Here is a 14,952-nt window from a genome sequence, read left to right as displayed (position 1 = left end):
CGGGCTGGGCAGCGGTGAATCAGGAACTCTGGGTGGTGGAACAGTCGGGGCACAGGCCCCAGTAGATGACCTCGGCCTCGTCGATGGAGAAGCCGCGGTCGTCGGAGGCGGTCAGGCAGGGGGCCTCACCGGCGGCGCAGTCGGCGTCGGCGATGGTCCCGCACGACCGGCACACGATGTGGTGGTGGTTGTCCCCGACCCGCGACTCGTAGCGCGCCACGGAGCCGGACGGCTGGATGCGCCGCACCAGACCCGCCGCCGTCAGCGTGTGCAGCGAGTCGTACACGGCCTGGTGGGACACCTTCGGGAGATCCCGGCGCACGGCACCGATGATCGAGTCTGTGTCGGCGTGCGGATGCGCGTGCACGGCGCCCAGCACCGCGACCCGCGGACGGGTCACACGCAGTCCGGCCCCGCGCAACATCCGTGGGAAGTCCAAGGGCGTGGCCACGCGCCACAGACTGCTCCACTTTCTGGAACGGGTCAAGATATTGAATGAATTAAGTATGTAGACCCAGGTCAGAGGCGGTTCACCGCCTCCGGCGCGAGAGCGGGCAGCGTCGGGTCCTGATCAACCGGGCCGAGGCACCTACTCTCGCCCAACTCCGCCCGGAGCGGAAGACTCTGCCGCGTTCCGCCATGTCGAGCTTCTGCGCGACGGGAAGCGGGGAATCGCTCGGTGGCGATCTGCAGCGCCACCCGCCTCCCGCTGGGACGGCAGCGGCACTGGTCGGCGCGGCACTCTCGTACGTGAGCGGTGATCTGCCTCACGTGTGTCACAAAGGCCGGGTGCGCGGTGTCTAGTGAGCGATTCCCGGACAGCGGAGGAGAGGCCATGGCTGCGAACACCGACGTGGTCGTGATCAACCCGTGCCCGACCTTCGCCGAGCGGATCCGCCCGCACCGGCTGGTGGGCGGGTCCGGCGACACGGTCGGCTACGACCACCTGATCGCCGCGCTGGAGGAGGCGCGGTGACCGTGGTCGGACCTGGTCGCGTGCAGCGGACTGAGCACCGACGCCTTGGGCCGTCTGCTCACCGACGAGACCTTGACCAGCGTGGACGACGTCCGCATCGTCGCGGCCAGTGCATCGGCCTGGGGCGTCACGCTGGCGTCTTCCAGTCCTCGCGCGGGAACGACACCGCGATCAGGCTCCACGCGGGGGCCGCCGGAGCGCACCGGACAGGCGGCCGGACCGAACGGTCGCCCACGAAAAAGGATCTTGCTGTGGGAACACGATCGAATGCCTTCGACGACCATCGAGAGGAAAGCGGCGGGCGATGAGTGATCACGCGACCAACGTGGCGACCGAGATCTTTCTCGCCCACCGCAACCTGCTGTTCACCATCGCCTACGAGATGCTCGGATCGGCGGCCGACGCCGAGGACGTCCTCCAGGAGACGTGGCTGCGGTGGGTCAAGGCCGACCTGGAGCAGGTGCGCGACCAGCGCGCCTACCTGGTCCGGATCACCACCCGGCAGGCGCTCAACCGGCTGCGCGTCCTGAAGCGCCGCAAGGAGTCCTACGTCGGCCCCTGGCTGCCCGAGCCGCTGCTCACCACGCCGGACGTGGCCGAGGACGTCGAGCTCGCCGAGAGCGTGTCGATGGCGCTGATGCTCGTCCTGGAAACGCTCTCGCCGACCGAACGCGCCGTGTTCGTGCTGCGCGAGGTCTTCGACTTCGGCTACGACGAGATCGCGGCCGCCGTCGGCAAGAACCCCGCGGCCGTCCGGCAGATCGCCCACCGCGCCCGCCAGCACGTCGAGGCCCGCCGCCCCCGCGAGACGGTCTCCTCCGCCCAGACCCAGGCGGCCCTGGAGTCGTTCCGGCGCGCGTTCGAAACCGGGGATCTGCAGGTCATGCTCGACGTCCTCGCCCCCGACGTCGTCCTGGTGAGCGACGGCGGCGGGGTCAAGCAGGCCGCACTGCGTCCGATCGCCGGCGCCGAGAAGGTGGTCCGCGCGTTCTCCGGCGGTCTACGGAAGGCCGAAGGCGCGCTCACCGGTGAGCTGACCGTGGTCAACGGCAACCCGGCGCTCCTCGTTCACCTCAACGGCGAGCTCGACGGCGTCCTGGCGATCCGTTTCGAGGGCGCCCGCATCGCCGGGCTCTACTACGTCCGCAACCCGGAGAAGCTGACCCACATCACAGCCGAGACCTCGCTCACCCTGCGCTGAACAGCCGTCGGGACCAGCCGCCCAGAAGGCGGTCAAGGCGTGCCCGCCCGCCGTCCGCTCGGCCGCACCGTTCCTTAGGCGGACCGGGACTTCGCGGTTCTTCGGGCTGCGGTCCTGATCGCCGCTTCGTAGAGCGCCCGTTTTCTACCGGACCTTCTGCACGTGGGTGGTGTCGGCGTCGAGGAGGGCGCCGTCGGTGCTGGTCGGCACGATTTCCGGCACAGGGGCGCCGTGCTGGTCGACGAGGGTGGAGTGCGCCTCGCCGGGGGCGAAGGCGTGGCGTTCCCCCCACTGCCGCAGGGTGAGGATGACGGGGAAGAGGTTCCGGCCCGCGTCGGTGAGCACGTACTCCTGGCGCCGGCCCGATGGCGCGGTGCGCTGGGTGAGGAGTCCGTGAGCGGTGAGCTTGCGGAGGCGGTCGGTGAGGATGTTGCGGGCGATGCCGGTGCGCCGCTGGAACTCGGTGAACGAGCGCGCCCCGTCCATCGCGTCACGGATGACGAGAAGGCTCCACCTGTCGCCGACGAGGTCGAGCGTGCGGGCGACGGGGCAGTCGGCGTCGGTCCAGCCGGGGTCCGGGGCGCGCATGGCGGTGCGCGGCATGACACCTCCCGATCAGTTGCGGATTGAAACCATCATGCCCTACGGTCAAATTGGTTGCAATTTGCTACTGATCTGGATGGAGGCGCTATGGACGTGTGGCGGCGGTTGCTGCTCGCCGTGGTGTGCGGTGTCGCTGTGGCGAGCATCTATGCCGCGCAGCCGGTGCTGGAGCCGATGGGACGCGATCTCGGTGTGTCGGCGGAGCTCACCGGATGGATCGTCGCGACCGGCCAGTTCGGCTATCTGGCAGGGCTGGTGCTGCTGGTCCCCCTCGGCGACGTGGTCGACAGGCGCCGCCTCATCGCCGCGCACCTGGCGCTCACCGCGGCGGGCATGACCCTGACGGCCTCGGCGTCGGCCGCGTGGATGGCGTTCGCGGGTCTCGCGGCGGCCGGGGTGTTCGCGGTCGTGGTGCAGACCACGGTGGCCTACGCCGCGTCCGTCTCGCCGCCTGCCGAACGCGGACGGAACATCGGCGTCGTGACCTCGGGCGTCGTGGTCGGCATCCTGGGCGCGCGGATCGTCACCGGCACGCTCGCCGAGGTGTGGGGCTGGCGGAGCGTCTACGCCGTGCTCGCGGTGCTGTCACTCGGGCTCGCGGCCCTCGTCCTCGTCGCGCTGCCGCCGGAGGAGCGCCCCCACCGGCCTGCGGGGTACGGGCGGGTCGTCGTCGCGCTCGGCGGACTGTTCGGGCAACGCGTCTTCCTGACGCGCGGCCTCATCGCGTTCTTCCTGTTCGCCTCGTTCGGGACCCTGTGGAGCGGCCTGTCCCTGCCGCTGGCGGACGCGCCGTGGCGGCTGAACGAGAGCCAGATCGGACTGTTCGGCATCGCCGGACTCGCCGGCGCGCTCGGCGCGGCGCGCGCGGGACGGTGGGCGGACGCGGGACGGGCGGCCCCGGTCACCGGCCTCGCGCTCGCCCTGCTCATCCTCTCCTGGGCGGCGATCGCGCGGCTGCCATGGTCGCTGTGGCTCCTCGCCGCCGGGATCGTGCTCCTCGACTTCGCGGTCCAGGTCGTGCATGTGAGCAACCAGCAGTCGCTCACCGCCGCGCACCCGGATCGCACCAGCAGCGTCATCGGCGGCTACATGCTGTTCTACTCGCTCGGCTCCGCTCTCGGCGCGGCCGCGACCACCGCCGTCTTCACCGTCCACGGCTGGACGGGCTCCAGCCTCCTCGGTGCCGGGTTCGCGGCCTGCGCGCTGACCGTCTGGGCGATCGACAGGCGGCTGCCTCGCGACAACGCGACCCCCCGACCCGAAAAAGCGGACACCCCGCCATGCCCGGCTACCAACCCATGACCTGCAACATCGACTCGGGCAGGACCGCCCGTTCGACGGGACCGAAGCTATCGCTGACCTTCGTCCCGTTGTCCCTCAAGGTGGATGAGGAGGTCATCGAGGGCCCTGCCGAGGGCGTCGGAGTTGGCCGGGGTGAACCACGTGGTGCGGATGCGTTCGTTGCTTCCGTTCGGGGTTTCGTGATCGGCCGCGAGCTGGTGCAGGGAGCGGGTCCGGTCGCTCAGCGCGCGGCCGACCCCCTGGAAGAGACCGCGAACGTAGCGGTCTGCGTCGTCGGCGGCGATGCCGTGGCCGGCAGCCCACGACGTGAGCGTGGCGAGGTAGGCGAGGTGGGTGGTCAACGTCCCCGTCAGAGCGGAGAAGACGTTGAAGACCGACTCGTCCGCGACCGGAAGCACACCACCCAAGCTCTCGAAGAGGGAGTCCACCGTCGGGTGCGAGGGATGCGTCACCGTGACGGAGCGGCGTTCGCGGACGGCGGGCAGGGGGATGGCCCGGACCAGCGGGGCGTCGGTGGCCAGCGTCCGGCGCAGGTCGTCGACGCTGACGCCGGCCATCACGTTGACCACCGGCCTGCCGCCGTCCACCCTCACACCGGCGAGTGCTTCGTGCCGGTCCCGGCCGCGGACGGCGATGATCACCAACTCGGAGCGGTCCACCACCTCCTGGTTGTCGGCGCACACCCGCACACTCCCGAATCGCTGCGCCAGCTCCGCCGCCGTAGCCGCTCCCCGAGGGGAGAGGAACACCTCCGGCGGCTCGTCGCGCCCGTCGCAGAGGCCCGTCACGATGGCGCGGCCGATCTCGCCCACTCCGATGATGCCGATGCGGTTCACTGCGTCTACCTCCATGGTGCGTAGCGGTTCGGTGCCGAGCCGCGGTCGGATCAGCGACTGGACGAGGAAGCGGTGCCCACTCCGGTCACCTCTTCGGTGATCGGTCGTCTCCCCGCAGGACCGATGCGTTCCGGGCGGGCCGTGCCAGCCGGGCCGCCAGTTCCTGGACCTGCTCGGGACGCGGGTTGGCGCCGGTCAGCACCGTTGCCAATCGGTCGCCGGGCACCGTGCCCCCGGCGATCGCCGCCAGGCCCGCCGCCCCCGCCGGTTCCAGGAGGATCCCGAGCGTGCGGGCCGCCAGCTCCATGGCGGCGGCGATGGCCTCGTCGCTCACCAGGACGATCTCGTCCACCAGGGCGCGGGCCCGTCGCACCGAGGCCTCCAACGGGGTGCGCACCGCGATGCCGTCGGCGAAGGTGTGGGCGCGTTCGATGCTGACCGCGCGGCCGGCGCGCAGGCTGTTCCGCATCGAGGGGGCGCCTTCGGCGTTGACCCCCACGATCCGGGTGCCGGGAGCGTGCTCCCTCACCCAGCGCGCGACGCCGTTGATCAGCGCGCCGTCGCCGACCGGGAGCACCACGGCCTCGAAGTCCCGACCGCCCGCGCCGCGGGTCAGCTCGACTCCGATCGTTCCGGCGCCTTCGGCGATCGCCGCCTGGTGACCGTCCTGTAGGTAGACGCGGTCCGGGTGACGTTCGGCGTGAGCGGCGGCGGCGCTCCGCGCCGACGAGCCGTCCGCGCCCGCCGTGATGACGCGGGCGCCGAAGGTCTCCATCCGCTCGCGCTTGCCGGGATTGACCGTCTCGGGCACGAACACCTCGACCGGCATCCCACGGGACCGTCCCGCGTAGGCGACGGCCTGCCCGAAGTTGCCCGAGCTGGCGCACACCACCGGAGTGCCGGGGGCGAGCGTGCTCAGCATCAGATCGGCGCCCCGGCCCTTGAAGCTGCGCACCGGGTTGGCCGTCTCCAGCTTCACCGTCACCGCACGGCCGCCCAGCGCCTTGCACAGCTGCTCGTCGCGGTACTGCGGGGTGTTGAGGAACACCGGGTCGATCACCTGCACGGCCTTCTCGATCCGTGCCACGTCCAGGTCCATGCGTCTCGCCTCTCGTCGGGGGCTTCCGGACCGGACCGACGCTAATCGAACACCCGATCGAAGCGATTGAGAATATTCGCGCCGCAACGCAATAATCTTGCGTGCCCGAACCACCGTCACCCCGCCTGGACGAGATCGACGCCCAGCTCCTGGACCTGCTCCAGCACGACGCCGGACGCACCCTGCACGACCTCGGCGAACTGGTGGGACTCTCCCCGAGCGCCGTCCAGCGGCGGATCGCCCGCTACCGCAAGGACGGCCTCATCACCAGACAGGTCGCCGTTCTCGACCCGCACCGCCTCGGCCCCACCGTTCTGGCCACGGTCCTGGTGACCCTGAAGGAGGAATCGTTCGAGCACCACCGCGCCTTCGCCGAACGGATGCGTTCGGACCCGCAGGTCCAGCAGTGCTACCAGGTCGCGGGGCCGTGGGACTACGTGGTCGTCCTGGCCGCACGGAGCATGCGCGACTGCAGCCGCCTCGGCGACCGCCTGTTCAAGGCGGACGACAACATCAGGCGTTACGAGACCCTGCTCGTCTTCGACACCATCAAGACCGGCCTTGCCCTCCCGCTTCCAGCGCCGCAGTCCTCCCAACCGCAAGACGAGCGGCCATCAACAGGAAGCCCGGATTGATGACGGGCGTCGCCGCCTGGTCGCCCGCTCAGGCGGCCAGCCCCAGGGCAGAATGCCCACCTCCTGAAACGCTGAACGCGGCGGACATCGGCACGAGTCCATCGGTGGCGATCCCGCACGAGGTCGATCTCAGCCGTCCCTGGGCTCCCCAGCCTCGGTGGTGGCAGGAGCGGTGGACTGCGCGCTGAGCGAGGCCTCGGCGGCCGCGGCTCGTTCTCGCTGGGCAGCGGCCTCGGCGCGGACGGCGGTCAGTTCCTCCTCCAGCCGCGTGCGCAGGGCTTGCTGTGCGGCCAGGACCGCCGCGTGCTCGGACCGATCACGGTCGGCCGCCGCCCGTAGCGCCGACATCTCCGCCGCCAACTCCTCGACCCGAACGCCGGCGGCCTGGTGCTCGTGGCGGAGTTGCTCCAGTTCCCGTTCGGTGGACTCGGCGCGGGCGCGTTCGGCGCGGGTCTCCCCCTGCGCGGTGACCAGCGCCTCACGGGTGGCCGCCAGCGTGGCGACCGTTCGGTCCAGCTCGGTGCGGCCCTGCTCCAGTTGCGCGGCCTGCCGATCGATCACGCTCTGGAGCCGGGAGAGCTCCTCCTCGTGGGCGTCGCGGGCCGCGCGCAGTTCGGCGGTCTTGGCGTCTCGGGCGGCCTCGGCGTGTGCCTGGGCCTGGCGGGCCGCGTCGCGAACCTGCTGATGGGCCTCCACCAGAGCGGCGCAGTCGGCGCGGGTCTGTTCGGCGTCCGCCACGGCTTGCTCGGCCATGGCCTGTGCCCGCTGCTGCGCGGCGGCTGCTGCCCGGGCGGCCTGCTCGGCCTGATGCCGCGCGCGTTCGGTGTCTTCGGCGCGCGCCTCGGCGTCGGCGGCGGCCTGGCGGGCGGCGACGGTCTCGGCCTCGGCCCGCTCCACCCTGCTCAGCGCGCCCTGCTGAGCCTGACCGAGAAACTCCAACGCCTGACCGAGTCGCTCCTGCAACGCGGTGATCGCGGCAGGCAGGTCCCGCGCCAGAGCCTCGGCGCGAGCGAGAGGCTCGTCAACGGCCGCGGCGTCGGCCGCCCGCCGGTCACGGCTGGCCTGGTCGGCATGGGCCTTACTGCAGTACTTGGCCGGACGCCCCCGCCGTGACGACGGCACCTCCAACTCACAGCCATCCAACGCACACACCCGGCGTTCCGAAGCTGGGCCGCCGGCGTCAGTGACGGGTCGTGCCTCACTCAAGCCGTCCTGGGCGTCGGTCGGGACGGTCACATCGCTGCTCACCTCACCGAGACTAGCGAAAGTTTCGCGTCTACATGCGCGAAACCACTTTCGCGCATCGAAAAAGGCGAAAACTTCAAATCAGAGAAACACCGTGATAATGACGCTTATCCCGGTGACCACCCCCGGGCCCGGAACACGGAGGCCGTACGGCCTGCGAGGAGGCTGAGTGCAGACATCCGATCTGTCTAAGCCGTCAAGCGGCGGCCTCCAGCCGTGCTCCGAAGGCGATCGTTTCGTCGTAGAGATGGCCGGTCTGGAGGCAGTGGAACAGGCAGCCGAGCATGCGGTTGAAGGTGTTGCGCAGAGCGCTGGAGTGTCGGTCGCCGATGGTGCGGCGGTGGTCGTAATGGGCGCGGGCGCCCGGAGTTCGCAGCGAGACCGGGTGTCGGTAAGACTCGTGCAACCAGGTACACCCGTTTGAGTTCACCCAGGTCAGTGGTGATGCTGCCGGACCGTTGGGGGATCTTTCTTTGATCGTCGGACATGGATGATCGCGCACGGCCAGTATTGATCCGGATTCGTGAGGTTTGCGGCGGCGTGGGCGCCGCTTCGCGAGAGAGCCGGATGCCGCGTGGCGCGTGTGCTGGACGAGGACGAGCTTGTTGGGAACTGGACGCTGGTCGGGGACGAGCTGGAGCAGCTTTCCGGCCGGCGAGGGGCGACGAAGCTCGGGTTCGCGCTGCTGCTGCGGTTCTATGCGCTGAACGGCCGGTTCCCGACAGGCCGCGCCGAGCTCCCCGACCAGGCCGTCGCCTACGTCGCCCGGCTGATCGACGTGCCCGCCTCGGAGCTGGGGCTGTATGAGTGGGACGGCCGGACGATCAAGGATCACCGCAAGGACATCCGGAAGTACTTCGGGTTCCGGGAGTGCTCGTTGGCCGATTCCGAGAAGGCCGCCGACTGGCTGGCGATCGAGGTCTGCCCGAAGGAACGGCAGGTCGACCGGATCCGCACCGAGCTGCTGGCGCACCTGCGGGAGGAGAAGATCGAGCCGCCGGCACGGGACCGGATCCGCCGGATCATCGGGACGGCTCTGCGGCAGGCCGCCCTGTGGGGTGAGGGCACGACTACGGTCGCCTCGGACTCCACCCACTTCTCCGCCTTCGACCAGAACATCTTCACCGAGTGGCACTCCCGCTACCGCAGGGCCAAGCGCGGCGTGCTGATCTACTGGACGGTCGAGACCGGCGGGTCCATGGCCGTCCACTCCCGGCTCATCAGCTGTTAGGGGGCAGACCAAGTACGCCGGAATAGTGCAACGGGCTGATCAGGCAGCCCTCGGCGCCAATCTGTGATGAGCTGAGTACGTTTGGTTGCGATTCGGTGAACCGCCACTGGTGTCCTGTTCGTCCTCGCTAGCGTGTGCCACGTTCGGTATCCCTGGTCAGAGTGGGCCCGCTGGTGACCTCGATCGAACGCACGGCCTACCCGCAGCTCAAACGGCTCACCTCCGCCCGGACCCTGCACGTGTTCTCCACCCCCACCGCCGAGGAGAAGGCGTGGGCCGCCGAACGCACCAGCGGCCCGGCATCCCTGTTCGCGCTGGTGCTGGCGCTGAAGTGCTACCAGAAGATGACGCACTTCCCCGGCCCCGGCGAGGTCCCCGAGGTCGTGGTCGACCACGTGCGGCGCTGCCTGGAACTGGGGCCGGGTGTGGAGCCCGACCACGGGGCCGGCCGCACCGCAGCCTGGCACCGCAGGCAAGTCCGCGTCCGCCAGGGCGCGGTCTATGACCAGCGCCGGGCGCGCGCAGTGGCCGCCGCGGCGATCGAGGAGGCCGCGCGGGTCAAGAACAACCCGCCCGGCCTGATCAACATCGCGCTGGAGCGCCTGGTCGAGCACTCGCTGGAGCTGCCGGGGTTCACCACGCTGGACGAGATGGCCGCGCGCATCCGCGCCGAGGTCAACGCCCAGATCTTCACCGCCGTCAGCGCACGGCTCGGAGAAGAGGGCCGCGCCCGCCTCCAGGCGCTGCTGGCGGTGGCCGGCACCGACGGCAAGTCCATGTTCCACCGGCTGAAGAAGCCCGCGCAGCGCGCCACCTGGTCGCGGTTCAAGGCCCAAGCCGACTACATGGCCGAGATCGACCGGATCGGCGACACCTGGGCGTGGCTGGAAGGGGTGGCGCCGACCAAGATCGCCGACTTCGACGGGGAGGCCGCCGCCCAGGACGTCGACACGCTCTCGCGCTACGGCGAGACCAAGCGGCTGGCGCTGGTGGCGTGCCTACTGCACACCGCGCGGATGCGCGCCCGCGACGACCTCGCCGAGATGCTGTGCAAGCGGGTCGCGGCCAACCTCAAGCGCGCCAAGGCCGAGCTGGAGGACATCCGCGTCCGCCAGCGCGAGGTCTCCGAGCGGCTCATCGGCACCTACCGCGGGGTCCTGGAGCACCTGGACCCCCACGCGGCGGAAGGCGCCGACGCGGAGCTGGCCGCGCGCCGCGCGGTGGAGGCGGTCGAGGACGCGGGCGGGTTCGCCGCCCAGTTCGCCGACATCGAGGCGGTGACCGCCTACCACGGCGACAACTACGAGGTGCTGGTGCACCGGTACTTCCGCAAGGACCGGGCGGTGATGTTCGACCTGGTGGGCCGCCTGGAGCTGAAGGCCACCTCCTCGGATGCCTCGGTGCTGGCCGCACTCGCCCACGCCCGCGCCCACGCCGGGATGCGCCGCGACTTCATCCCCCTGCCCCCGTCCCTGGAGGGCGACGCGGATACGGCCTCGGGAATCGCCTTTTCCTCGGGCAACTGGCGCCGGGCCGTCACCGACCGGGCCCGCCCGGGGATGGTGGCCCGGCGCCACTTCGAGGCCATGGTGTTCTGCTACCTGGCCGAGGAGCTGCGTACCGGCGACATCGCCGTGCTGGGCTCGGGCGAGTACGCCGACTGGTCGGCGCACCTGCTGCCCTGGGCCGAGTGCGAAGAGCTGCTGGCCGGGTTCTGCGCCGAGGTCGGGCTGCCCGCGAGCGCGGCCGGGTTCGTCGACCACCTCAAGCACACCCACCTCGACGCCTGCGCGGCGCTGGAGGCCGGATACGACGACAACGCCGACCTGGTCATCGATGAGGCCGGGGTGCCGGCGCTGAAGAAGCGCCGCGCCGCGGGTGCGCCGCAGGCCGCCGAGAAGCTGGCCGAGGCGATCGCGCGGCGCATGCCCGAGCGCTCGCTGATGGGGATCGTGGCGCGCACCGCGCACTGGCTGGGCTGGCACCACGAGTTCGGCCCGGCTTCGGGTGCCGACCCCAAGCTCAAGGACCCGCTGGGCCGCTACAGCCTGGCGGTGTTCACCGGCGGCATCAACATGGGCCCCTACGAGGCGGCCAAGCACATCGCCGGCATCACCGCCTGGGAGCTGTCGATGGTGCGCAACCGCCACATCGACACCGCCAAGCTGAATGCGGCGATCGCGGTGGTGGTCAACGCCTTCGCCGAGCTGGACGTGGTCAAGGCGTGGGGCGACGGCACGGCGGTGGCCGCCGACGGCACCCAGGTCGAGACCTACATCGACAACCTGCTGGCCGAGACCTCGATCCGCTACGGCGGGTGGGCGGCAACACCATCGACTGGCGGCTGATCGAGCGGCACTGGCGCGACCTCATGCAGGTCGCCCTGTCCATCAGCCAGGGCCGGCTGTCCTCGGCCGCCCTGATGCGGCGGCTGCGCTCCAACTCCCGCAAGAACCGCGTCTACAAGGTGTTCCGCAAGGTCGGCCGGTCGGTGCGCACGGTGGCGCTGCTGCGCTACCTGGCCGACCCCGCCCTGCGCATCCGCGTCACCGCGGCCACCAACAAGGTCGAGTCCTACAACGGCTTCGCCCAGTGGCTGGGGTTCGGCAACAACGGGGTGCTCGCCGACAACGACCCCGCCGAGCAGGAGAAGCTCATCAAGCTCAACACCCTGCTGGCCAACCTGGTCGTCTTCCACAACGCCCTGGACATCGCCGACGTCGTGCGCGGCCTGGTCGCCGAGGGCTGGACCATCACCCCCGCCGACCTCGGCGCGCTCTCCCCGTACCTGCGCGCCCACATCACCCGCTTCGGCGCCTATGCCACCGACGAGCTCGCCGTCACCCCCGAGGCGTTCAACCCCGTGCTGGCCGAGGTCGACTTCGACGTCGACCTCGCCGCCTGACCGGGCCCCCGAACCGCGTGGGCGGCGACTGGCACTGCGCCGCCGGGCCGCTCGCCGGCTACGCCGCCGGTGCGCCCTGCGGCGGCGGCGCCGCGGCCGGGCGGGTCATGGCCGCCGGGCTGCTGGGGATGTCGACCCGCGCGGTCTCCTGGAATCCGAACCGCGTGTAGAGGCGGCGGCTGTGGGGTGTGGTGGCCTCCAGATGGGCGGGCAGGCACTGCCGGTCGATGGCGGCCAGCCGGTGGGCGAGCAGCGCGGACCCGACCCCCAGCCCCCGCGCCCGGTCGTCCACGGCGATATCGGCCAGGTACCAGTGGGGCGACGTCGGCCTGGCGGCCGCGAAGCGCGACAGCGTCGCACCCAGGTGGCGCACTCCGATCGCCCGCATGTGCAGCGGCAGGACCCGCAGCCGCTGCCAGCGGTCGCCCGGCCGGGGCCGCCGGGGCCCCTCCCATGCGGCCACCCCCGCGATCGCGCCGTCGTCCAAGCGGGCGATGTCGAGGGCGCCGCCGCGGGCGGGGCCGGTGCGCAGCTCGGCGGTGTAGAGCAGGGTCAGCCGTTCGATCCGGTCCGCGTGGCCGGGCACGATGTCATAGACCACCGGGTCCCGATGCAGGGCGCGGGCGATGGCCTCCTCCAGGCGCAGGTAGACGCCGAGGGCCTCCTCGCGCAGGCCGTCCTGGTAGCGGGCCGAGGCCAGTATCGCGTCGATGGCGGCGTAGACCCCACCGCCCCGGTGGTCATCGGCACCACCCTGGACGAGGCCCGGTACTGGATGTACCTGCTGCCCGAGATCGACCGCCTCCCCCGCGTGTACTTCGAACCCTGGCTGGAGTCTCTGGTGGGCGGGCGCTCCCAGGAGGTCGCCGACGCCTACCTGCGGGAGCGGCCCGACCTGACCGACTCCCAACTGGGCATGGCCCTGGCCGGGGACGTCTCCTTCCGCATGCCGGCCATCCGGATGGCCGAGGCCCTCGCCGAGCGCGGTGTCGAGGTGCGGATGTACCTGGCCACGGTTCCCGCGACCGACCTGGACGGCCGGATGGGGTCGCCGCACGCGGTCGAGCTGCCGTTCCTGTTCGGCACCCTGGAGGCCGCCGACACCTTCGTGGGCGACACCGCCGACAACCGGGTGCTCTCCGAGCAGGTGCAGGACCTGTGGGTGGGGTTCGCCCGGGACGGCCGCCCCGCTGCTTCGGGGACCGAGTGGCCGCTGTACGACACCCAGACGCGATCGACGATGATGCTGGACCACGACCTGCGCGTGGAGCAGGACCCCTACCCCGCCGCGCGCCGGGCTTGGGGCGATCTGGCTTTCGACGGCACCGATCCCGGCCTGGACCGGCTGACGCCGCTGCAGTACGAGGGCACCAACCCCTACCACCCGCTGGTGGTCGCCAGCGTGATCGGCTGGGGCAGGGTGTGGGGTGCCCTCGTGGTCGCCGCGGTCCTCATCACCACGGCGGTCGTCCTTCTGCGTCGCAGAAGGAGGCGAGCGGGTTCCTCGCGGTGACGCCGTCGCGCGGTGTGCGCCCGTTGCGCCTGTCCGGGAAACGATGGCGGACTCAAGGGATCAATGCATCAACCTGTCCGCAAAGATCAGCGTAGACCTCGTCTGCTGATCTGAAGCCATGCATCTTTCGGGGACGGTGGTTGAGCTCTGCGGCTATCGCATCCAGGTCGGCCGGGGCGAGGGCGCGCAGGTCGCTGCTCTTGGGCAGGTATTGGCGCAAGAGGCCATTGGTGTTCTCGTTGGCGCCTCGCTGCCATGGGCTGCGGCGTCGGCAGAAGTAGACGGGCATGCCGGTGTCGGCGGTGAAGTTCTTGTGTTCGGCCATCTCGCGGCCTCGGTCCCAGGTGACCGACAGGCGTAGTGGCGTGGGGATCTCCATGGCCGAGCGCGTGAGATGGGGGCGGACCTGGTGGGATTTGATGCCCTCAGGAAGCGCGATCAGCTTCACGTAGCGGCTCGTGCGTTCGACCAGGGTGGCGATCGCTGAGGGGCGTGAGCCCATCACCAGGTCGCCCTCCCAATGCCCTGCGACAAGTCGATCCTCGACTTCGACGGGGCGTTGGCTGATGGACACCATGTCCTGAATCCGCCCTTGTCCTGTGACCTTGCGGGCTTTGCGAGGCCGTCGGAACGGCCTGCCACGGCGCAGCCGGTTGCTCAGTTTGCGGTCGAGAGCACGTCGGCGCGGATCGTAGAGCGACAGGTAGATGGTCTCGTGCGAGACCTGCATCGCCGGGTCGGGGAACGTTCGCCGCAACCAGCCGCTGATCTGCTCGGGCGACCAACGCTGGTCCAGGCATTGCTCGACCAGTGCGCGCAGCTTGGGCCGGGAGGCCAGTTTGGCTTGTTTGGGGCGCCGGGCTCGAAGCTGAGCCGCGGTATCGGCTTCACATGCTCGATAGGCCGCCCGGCCGCCGTTGCGGTGGATCTCCCGCGAGATGGTCGATGCCGGCCGCTCCAGCAGTCGGCCGATCGCCCGAGCCGACAGGCCAGCCGCAATCCCGCGCGAGATCTCTTCGCGCTCGACCGCGTTCAGATGCCGACAGGACCGGCGCCGCACCGGCACCCGTAGCCCGCCCGTCTGCCTTAGGAACCGGCGCACATGCTGCAGCTCGGCCCCCATACCCCGAGCGATCACTCCGAGTGAGTCACCATCCCTCCAGCGCCGCCACAGCTCGTCCTGCCGCTCAGGAGAGAACCCGTAGTCCCGCACCACACCTCCACAATGACCAAGATCATTATTGGTGGTGCATTGATCCCTTGAGCCCGCCATCGATTCTCGGACAGGGAGCGCTCGGGCGAGGAACCCCGGCTCAGGATCCGGCGACTGCACGCTCCGTCATCTTCGTCACGGAGAGTATTACCGCTAAATCCTGTACCAATCCTCCTCGCCCCCCACTTGCTCA

The 14,952-nt window shown here is 70.6% G+C and carries 13 protein-coding genes and 2 pseudogenes; 7 read left to right on the top strand and 8 right to left on the bottom strand.

What is annotated here, in order from left to right:
* Positions 1 to 19 precede the first annotated feature (19 nt).
* Positions 20 to 424 carry a Fur family transcriptional regulator gene (locus HNR61_RS23765; RefSeq protein ID WP_182845633.1) on the bottom strand — a complete coding sequence of 135 codons (405 nt, stop codon included), beginning with the start codon at positions 422 to 424 and terminating at the stop codon, positions 20 to 22.
* A 411-nt stretch (positions 425 to 835) separates the two neighbouring features.
* On the opposite strand from HNR61_RS23765, the gene HNR61_RS23760 reads away from it, so the two are divergent.
* Both HNR61_RS23760 and HNR61_RS23755 read left to right on the top strand, forming a co-directional pair.
* Positions 836 to 976, top strand: coding sequence for a hypothetical protein (locus tag HNR61_RS23760; protein WP_182845389.1), 141 nt, complete (start codon positions 836 to 838; stop codon positions 974 to 976).
* 304 nt (positions 977 to 1,280) lie between these two features.
* Positions 1,281 to 2,177, top strand: a complete 897-nt coding sequence (locus tag HNR61_RS23755) for an RNA polymerase sigma-70 factor (protein WP_182845388.1) — start codon at positions 1,281 to 1,283, stop codon at positions 2,175 to 2,177.
* A gap of 144 nt (positions 2,178 to 2,321) precedes the next feature.
* Here HNR61_RS23755 and HNR61_RS23750 read toward each other — a convergent pair whose 3' ends face one another.
* The gene (locus HNR61_RS23750; RefSeq protein WP_182845387.1) at positions 2,322 to 2,780 is read right to left on the bottom strand and encodes a winged helix-turn-helix transcriptional regulator; all 459 of its coding nucleotides are present in this window, start codon (positions 2,778 to 2,780) and stop codon (positions 2,322 to 2,324) included.
* Between the two features lie 87 nt (positions 2,781 to 2,867).
* Between HNR61_RS23750 and HNR61_RS23745 the strand changes: the two genes are divergently transcribed.
* Positions 2,868 to 4,082, top strand: coding sequence for an MFS transporter (locus tag HNR61_RS23745; RefSeq protein WP_182845386.1), 1,215 nt, complete (start codon positions 2,868 to 2,870; stop codon positions 4,080 to 4,082).
* Positions 4,083 to 4,129: 47 nt separating this feature from the next.
* Here the strand turns inward: HNR61_RS23745 and HNR61_RS23740 are convergent, their stop codons facing one another.
* Both HNR61_RS23740 and HNR61_RS23735 read right to left on the bottom strand, forming a co-directional pair.
* A complete protein-coding gene (locus HNR61_RS23740) occupies positions 4,130 to 4,918 on the bottom strand; it encodes an NAD(P)-binding domain-containing protein (protein WP_312898058.1) in 789 nt (262 codons plus the stop codon).
* A gap of 85 nt (positions 4,919 to 5,003) precedes the next feature.
* Entirely contained in the window at positions 5,004 to 6,017 is a 1,014-nt protein-coding gene (locus tag HNR61_RS23735; RefSeq protein WP_182845384.1) for a threonine ammonia-lyase, read from the bottom strand.
* 101 nt (positions 6,018 to 6,118) lie between these two features.
* Between HNR61_RS23735 and HNR61_RS23730 the strand changes: the two genes are divergently transcribed.
* Positions 6,119 to 6,652 carry an Lrp/AsnC family transcriptional regulator gene (locus HNR61_RS23730; RefSeq protein ID WP_182845383.1) on the top strand — a complete coding sequence of 178 codons (534 nt, stop codon included), beginning with the start codon at positions 6,119 to 6,121 and terminating at the stop codon, positions 6,650 to 6,652.
* 129 nt (positions 6,653 to 6,781) lie between these two features.
* On the opposite strand, the gene HNR61_RS23725 is transcribed toward HNR61_RS23730, so the two are convergent.
* A complete protein-coding gene (locus HNR61_RS23725) occupies positions 6,782 to 7,900 on the bottom strand; it encodes a coiled-coil domain-containing protein (RefSeq protein WP_182845382.1) in 1,119 nt (372 codons plus the stop codon).
* A 193-nt stretch (positions 7,901 to 8,093) separates the two neighbouring features.
* Complete coding sequence (locus HNR61_RS23720; RefSeq protein WP_220509716.1) at positions 8,094 to 8,303, bottom strand: hypothetical protein; 210 nt, start codon at positions 8,301 to 8,303, stop codon at positions 8,094 to 8,096.
* A 168-nt stretch (positions 8,304 to 8,471) separates the two neighbouring features.
* On the opposite strand from HNR61_RS23720, the pseudogene HNR61_RS23715 reads away from it, so the two are divergent.
* Together HNR61_RS23715 and HNR61_RS23710 are read left to right on the top strand one after the other, a co-directional pair.
* A pseudogene (locus HNR61_RS23715) lies at positions 8,472 to 9,125 on the top strand (DUF4158 domain-containing protein); the annotation flags it as partial.
* A 176-nt stretch (positions 9,126 to 9,301) separates the two neighbouring features.
* Positions 9,302 to 12,033, top strand: a pseudogene (locus tag HNR61_RS23710) (Tn3 family transposase).
* A gap of 58 nt (positions 12,034 to 12,091) precedes the next feature.
* On the opposite strand, the gene HNR61_RS50075 reads toward HNR61_RS23710, so the two are convergent.
* On the bottom strand, positions 12,092 to 12,634 hold the full coding sequence (locus HNR61_RS50075) for a GNAT family N-acetyltransferase (protein ID WP_220509714.1): 543 nt from the start codon (positions 12,632 to 12,634) through the stop codon (positions 12,092 to 12,094).
* Positions 12,635 to 12,769: 135 nt separating this feature from the next.
* Here HNR61_RS50075 and HNR61_RS23700 point away from each other — a divergent pair, with 135 nt between their 5' ends.
* Positions 12,770 to 13,546 (top strand): carboxylesterase family protein, encoded by a 777-nt coding sequence (locus HNR61_RS23700; protein WP_182845381.1) that lies wholly within the window; start codon positions 12,770 to 12,772, stop codon positions 13,544 to 13,546.
* Positions 13,547 to 13,598: 52 nt separating this feature from the next.
* Here HNR61_RS23700 and HNR61_RS23695 read toward each other — a convergent pair whose 3' ends face one another.
* Positions 13,599 to 14,759: an IS30 family transposase gene (locus HNR61_RS23695; protein WP_182845631.1), complete on the bottom strand. Its 1,161-nt coding sequence runs from the start codon at positions 14,757 to 14,759 to the stop codon at positions 13,599 to 13,601.
* Positions 14,760 to 14,952: the final 193 nt, after the last annotated feature.

It is taken from the genome of Actinomadura kijaniata (assembly GCF_014138665.1).
Classification (GTDB): Bacteria; Actinomycetota; Actinomycetes; order Streptosporangiales; family Streptosporangiaceae; genus Spirillospora; species Spirillospora kijaniata.
This window is presented reverse-complemented; position numbering and strand designations above follow the sequence as displayed.

Excerpts from the sequence above, each read along its gene's own strand:
- HNR61_RS23765 (WP_182845633.1), bottom strand. The coding sequence starts at position 424 with ATGTTGCGCGGGGCCGGACTGCGTGTGACCCGTCCGCGGGTCGCGGTG.
- HNR61_RS23755 (WP_182845388.1), top strand. The coding sequence starts at position 1,281 with ATGAGTGATCACGCGACCAACGTGGCGACCGAGATCTTTCTCGCCCAC.
- HNR61_RS23750 (WP_182845387.1), bottom strand. The coding sequence starts at position 2,780 with ATGCCGCGCACCGCCATGCGCGCCCCGGACCCCGGCTGGACCGACGCC.
- HNR61_RS23745 (WP_182845386.1), top strand. The coding sequence starts at position 2,868 with ATGGACGTGTGGCGGCGGTTGCTGCTCGCCGTGGTGTGCGGTGTCGCT.
- HNR61_RS23760 (WP_182845389.1), top strand. The coding sequence starts at position 836 with ATGGCTGCGAACACCGACGTGGTCGTGATCAACCCGTGCCCGACCTTC.
- HNR61_RS23735 (WP_182845384.1), bottom strand. The coding sequence starts at position 6,017 with ATGGACCTGGACGTGGCACGGATCGAGAAGGCCGTGCAGGTGATCGAC.